4 protein-coding genes and 1 pseudogene are annotated in these 5,257 nt (G+C 56.4%); all 5 read left to right on the forward strand.

Features of this window, described 5'->3' with window-relative positions:
* Nucleotides 1–196, forward strand: a pseudogene (locus tag ABX962_RS29420) (sugar phosphate isomerase/epimerase); the annotation flags it as partial.
* A 71-nt stretch (nt 197–267) separates the two neighbouring features.
* Nucleotides 268–1,398: a Gfo/Idh/MocA family protein gene (locus ABX962_RS29425; RefSeq protein WP_372724863.1), complete on the forward strand. Its 1,131-nt coding sequence runs from the start codon at nt 268–270 to the stop codon at nt 1,396–1,398.
* Nucleotides 1,398–1,658: a DUF4404 family protein gene (locus ABX962_RS29430; RefSeq protein ID WP_372724865.1), complete on the forward strand. Its 261-nt coding sequence runs from the start codon at nt 1,398–1,400 to the stop codon at nt 1,656–1,658. Before ABX962_RS29425 ends, ABX962_RS29430 begins: the two co-directional genes overlap by 1 nt.
* 96 nt (nt 1,659–1,754) lie before the next feature.
* Nucleotides 1,755–2,660 carry a formate dehydrogenase accessory sulfurtransferase FdhD gene (gene fdhD, locus ABX962_RS29435; RefSeq protein WP_372724867.1) on the forward strand — a complete coding sequence of 302 codons (906 nt, stop codon included), beginning with the start codon at nt 1,755–1,757 and terminating at the stop codon, nt 2,658–2,660.
* 44 nt (nt 2,661–2,704) lie between these two features.
* Nucleotides 2,705–5,062: an FdhF/YdeP family oxidoreductase gene (locus ABX962_RS29440; protein ID WP_372724868.1), complete on the forward strand. Its 2,358-nt coding sequence runs from the start codon at nt 2,705–2,707 to the stop codon at nt 5,060–5,062.
* Nucleotides 5,063–5,257 lie beyond the last annotated feature (195 nt).

A 5,257-nucleotide genomic window follows, 5' to 3' on the forward strand; every position in this document is an offset into this window, starting at 1 on the left:
CCCCAACGGCAAACTGGATATCGTCAAGTGCTCGGGCTATTGGCTCAAGGACGCCGAGAAACGTGGCATCAAGCACATTTGCTGGGACGGATGCATGTTCCCCAATGCGACGCTCGAAGACCCTCACACATGGAACACGATTCTCGATACCATGATCAAGGTCCGCGACACGCACTGCACCACGCAGACTGTCTAGACCGCTTTCGCTAACGCTGCACCGCGAACGAACCGAACTCGCCTTTCAAACGCAACAAGGAAACACACACGATGAAGCCGCTTAATATTGGTATGGTTGGATACGGGTTCATGGGACGAACTCACTCGAACGGTTATGCCCAAGCGAACCACTTTTTCCCCTGCGAATACAAGCCGGTCTTGAAGGCGGTGTGTGCCCGCAACAAGGAAAAGGCGCAAGCGTTCGCGGACAACTGGGGCTATGAATCGGTCGAAACCGATTGGCGCGAGATGCTCAAGCGTGACGACATCGACGCCATCGATGTCTGTACGCCCAACAACTTGCACAAAGAGATTTCGATCGCCGCCGCCGAAGCGGGCAAGATGGTGCTATGCGAAAAGCCGCTGGCAATGAATCAAGCCGATGGCGAAGAGATGTGCCAAGCGGTCGAAAAGGCCGGCGTGAAGAACATGGTCTGGTACAACTATCGCCGTGTCCCCGCCGTCACGCTGGCAAAACAACTGATCGACGAAGGTCGCTTGGGACGGATTTTTCATTACCGAGCCAACTTCCTGCAAGACTGGACGATCAATGCCGACGTGCCCCAGGGCGGTGCGGCGACGTGGCGTTTGGATGCCGAAGCGGCTGGCAGCGGTGTGACCGGTGACTTGTTGGCGCACTGCATCGATACAGCACTTTGGCTGAACGGCAACATCAAAGATGTTTCGGCTGTGACCGAAACCTTTGTCAAAGAGCGGATGCACAGCGAAACGGGCAAGAAAGAGCCGGTCAAGATCGACGACGCATGCAGTTTCCTCTGCCATTTCGATAACGGTTCGCTCGGCTTGTTCGAATCGACACGTTACGCTCGCGGCCATAAAGCCCTGTACACATTCGAAATCAATGGCGAACATGCCTCGATTCGCTGGGACCTGCACGATCTGCATCGCCTCGAATACTTTGACCACGCCGACGATTCGATCGTTCGCGGTTGGCGAAGTGTGCACATCAGCGACGGCGAACAACCGTACATGAAAAATTGGTGGGTTCCCGGTTTGAACATCGGTTACGAACACACGTTCATTCACCAAGTCGCCGACTTTCTGAAATCGTTGGAAACCGGCGAACAAATGCACCCCAGTTTCCGTGATGCACTCGAAACGCAAAAGGTTTGCGATGCGGTCTTGGACAGTGCAGCACAACGCGCCTGGAAGGACGTCTAATGACTCGCGAAGACCTACTCTTGGCACTGCAAACCGTTCATCAAGAACTGGAAAATGCGGACGACCTCGCTGACGAGGACGTCGCCCGGTTGCGGCAAACCATGGCCGAAATTGAAGCGGTACTGGGGCGAAGCGATGACGAAGAGAGCACGCTGAGCGAGCAAATCAGTGAATCGGCACGTCAATTCGAAAAGTCGCATCCGCTGCTGACCAACACCCTCGGCCGCATTGCCGATATGCTGCAGCAAATGGGCATCTAGGTTCGGCACTGCTGTTTCTTTGCTGAGTTCAACGTAGAATGAACGTGGACACGGCAGCGAACTGGAAACGCCACTGCTGGATCGACGAGACACTTCATGACTGCCCAGCCCCCACCGAACCGCTCGCAAGCGACTGACGAGCGAGCCGAAAAACGGGGCGGTGAAAACGGGGCACGTCAATTTGAGGTCCGGCAAGTACGCGCCGACGCTGCCGCAGTGGTTTCGGATCTCGTGGCGATCGAAGAACCGCTCGAGATCCGGGTGGTGATCGACGAGGACGGCAAAAAGAAAGACCGTTCGATCTCGATCACCATGCGAACTCCTGGTGCCGACGAAAAGCTCGCCATCGGCTTCTTGGTCACCGAGGGAATCGTGACCGAGCGTGACGATGTGGTTGCGGTTCGCCCATGCCGCAGCGGTTCGGTCGTCCGCGTGCGACTTCGAGAGACGCTTGCGGTGGATCTGCAGCGACTGCAACGACACTTTTTTACCTCCAGCAGCTGCGGGGTTTGCGGCAAAGCGTCCATTGAATCGGTAGCGGTGCAAATTCAATCGCCGCTCAAACCAGGCACCCCCACGGTTGCCGCCGAAGCCATCGGAAAACTCCCTGATCGGCTGCGTCATGCTCAGAGACTGTTCGATCAAACCGGAGGGCTGCACGCCAGCGGATTGTTTGATTGCGAAGGCAGCTTGCTCGCAGTCGAAGAGGATGTTGGACGCCACAACGCGTTGGACAAGTTGATCGGCGGACAATGGATCGAGGATGCCAGCGTCTTTGCTCGCTCGATTCTTGTCGTCAGCGGTCGGATCAGTTTCGAATTGGTGCAAAAGGCATTGGTCGTCGGAATTCCGATCATGGTCGCGGTGGGAGCGCCATCGAGCTTGGCGATTGAATTGGCACAGCGGCACGGAATGACGCTGATCGGATTCACCAAGCCCGATCGTTACAATGTTTATCATGACTGCAAGCGAATCGTGGCGAATCAATTGCTGCCATCCTAGAAACGACTTGCTCCGCTCATTCACCTCCTGATCGAGGATCTCGCATGTCCATCGCAGACCAAGCCAACAACGTGGTTGCCACGGCGATTCCGACCCCGCATGGCGAGGTGTGGCTGTTGCCTGCGAAATCGGACGACCAACTGAAGCTAAAGCCGGTCAAACGAAAATCGACGGGCGTCTCGGCGGTCTTAAACAGTTTTCGATACGCTTGGGGCGAGGCGGGGGTCATGCGTGGGACGCTGCCGCTCTTGCAGCTGAACCAGAAATTGGGGACCGATTGTCCCGGCTGCGCTTGGCCGGACCACGACGGCAAACGGGCCACGTTCGATTATTGTGAAAACGGCGCCAAGGCGGTTGCGCACGAAGCCGACACACGGAAATTGACCGCCGATTTTTTTCGCGCGCACAGCGTCAGCGAACTCTCGACGCACACCGATTACTGGCTCGAACAACAAGGCCGGCTGACCGAACCGATGGTGCTGCGCGAGAACGCCACGCATTACGAACCGATCGCGTGGGCAGATGCCTATGCAATGATCGCCGACGAATTGAATTCACTCTCCTCGCCCGACCGTGCCGCGTTCTATACCTCGGGCAAAGCGACCAACGAAGCGGCGTTTTCCTACCAATTGTTTGCTCGGCAATTTGGTACCAACAACCTCCCCGACTGTTCGAACATGTGTCATGAATCGAGCGGTCGAGCGATGTCCAAGATGATCGGGATTGGCAAAGGCACCGCCAAACTCGACGACTTCGAAAAGGCCGAATTGGTCTTGGTGGTGGGTCAAAATCCTGGGACCAACCATCCACGGCAACTGATCGCGCTGCAACAAGCCAAACGCAACGGCGCCAAGATCATTGCCGTCAACCCGCTTCCTGAAGCCGGGTTAATGGGGTTCATGAATCCTCAAGAAGCACTCGGAATGCTGGGCGTTGCCACCGAGCTCACCGACCTGTTTTTGCAAGTCAAAATCAACGGCGACATTCCGCTATTCAAAGGGATCATGAAGCAGATGATCGAATGGGAGGATGCCGAACCGGGCTCAGTGATCGATTGGGGGTTTGTCAACGAGTATGCCGCAGGTTTGGATGAACTGCTTGACGACCTTCGCAGTGCCGACTGGGACACCTTGGTGACTCGCAGCGGGATCGATCGCGAATCGATGCGGCAGGCGGCGGATTGGATCCGTTCGTCGGAAAAGATCATTTTGTGCTGGTGTTTGGGAGTGACCCAGCATACCAACGGGACACAGAATGTTTGCGAGATGTTGAACTTGTTGCTGTTGCGGGGCGCGATCGGCAAACCGGGTGCAGGACCGTGCTGCGTCCGCGGGCATAGCAATGTCCAAGGTGACCGCACGATGGGCGTGTGGGAGCAACCGAAGGATGCGCTGTTGGACCGCCTGCAATCGGTGTTTGACTTTGATCCGCCGCGAAAGCACGGCTTCGATTCTCAGCGGACTGCGTTGGCACTGCATCGTGGTGAGATCGATGTCTTTGTTTCGCTCGGAGGCAACTTCTTGATGGCGTTGCCGGATACCCGCTATGCCGCCGAGGGGTTAGCCAAAACACGACTCAATGTGCGGATCGGTACCAAGCTGAATCGAGCCGACTTGGTCGCCGGCCGGCAATCGCTGATCCTGCCCTGCTTGGGCCGAACCGAAGAAGACGTTCGCCAATCAAGCAATGGTCGTCCGCCACGCAAACAATTCACCAGCACCGAAAATTCGATGGGCGTGGTTCAGTCGTCGCAAGGCAAATTGACACCGGCATCGCCTGACCTGCGAAACGAGGTAGCGATTGTCTGCGAGATGGCCGCCGCCACGCTGGGGGACCGTGCCAAAAACCCATGGCGAGACTGGGCAAACGATTACGACTTGATTCGCGAGGGCATCGCCGCCGTGATCGATGGCTGCGAAAAATACAACGAAAAAGTCCGTCAACCGGGCGGGTTCTACTTGCCCAACGCGGCTCGCGAGCGTCAGTTCAATACCGACACCGGGAAAGCCAATTTCACCGTCAATCCAATTCCGCCAGACACGATCCAACCCGGTCAATTTGCGATGACAACGGTGCGGAGTCACGATCAATTCAACACGACGATCTATGGCAATCACGATCGCTATCGCGGGATCCTGAACGCTCGTCGCGTGGTGATGATGAATGCCGAAGACATGCGAGCAAAGGGACTGCAATCGCGAGACCCCGTCGCGGTGACCAGCCATCACGCTGGAGAGACACGTACGCTGCAAAATTTTCAAGTCGTCGAGTACCCGATTCCTCGCGGGTGTGTGGCAATGTATTACCCCGAAGCCAATCCGTTGATCCCGATGACCAGCACTGATGCCTCGAGCAATTGCCCCTCGTTCAAACACACCGCCGTGACCATCGAGCGGTGCTAGCACGTGAGTCCCCTCTCCCAAAATTAACGAGACTGCTGACTTCGTTAGCCGCCATGTAGCTACGCTGCTCCGAAAACGGCATCCGGTAATTTGCTGGGTGCGGGCAGACCGATAGCGATGGCTCTTATGGACAAGGCCTTAAATATCGGCTTGTGGATTATTTGTGTTTAGGTGACGTGACGTCGTTCAGGCTGC

It is taken from the genome of Novipirellula sp. (genome assembly GCF_041583735.1).
Taxonomy (GTDB): Bacteria; Planctomycetota; Planctomycetia; order Pirellulales; family Pirellulaceae; genus Novipirellula.

Coding starts and splice junctions, on each gene's coding strand:
- fdhD (WP_372724867.1), top strand. CDS start 1,755: ATGACTGCCCAGCCCCCACCGAACCGCTCGCAAGCGACTGACGAGCGA.
- ABX962_RS29425 (WP_372724863.1), top strand. CDS start 268: ATGAAGCCGCTTAATATTGGTATGGTTGGATACGGGTTCATGGGACGA.
- ABX962_RS29440 (WP_372724868.1), top strand. CDS start 2,705: ATGTCCATCGCAGACCAAGCCAACAACGTGGTTGCCACGGCGATTCCG.
- ABX962_RS29430 (WP_372724865.1), top strand. CDS start 1,398: ATGACTCGCGAAGACCTACTCTTGGCACTGCAAACCGTTCATCAAGAA.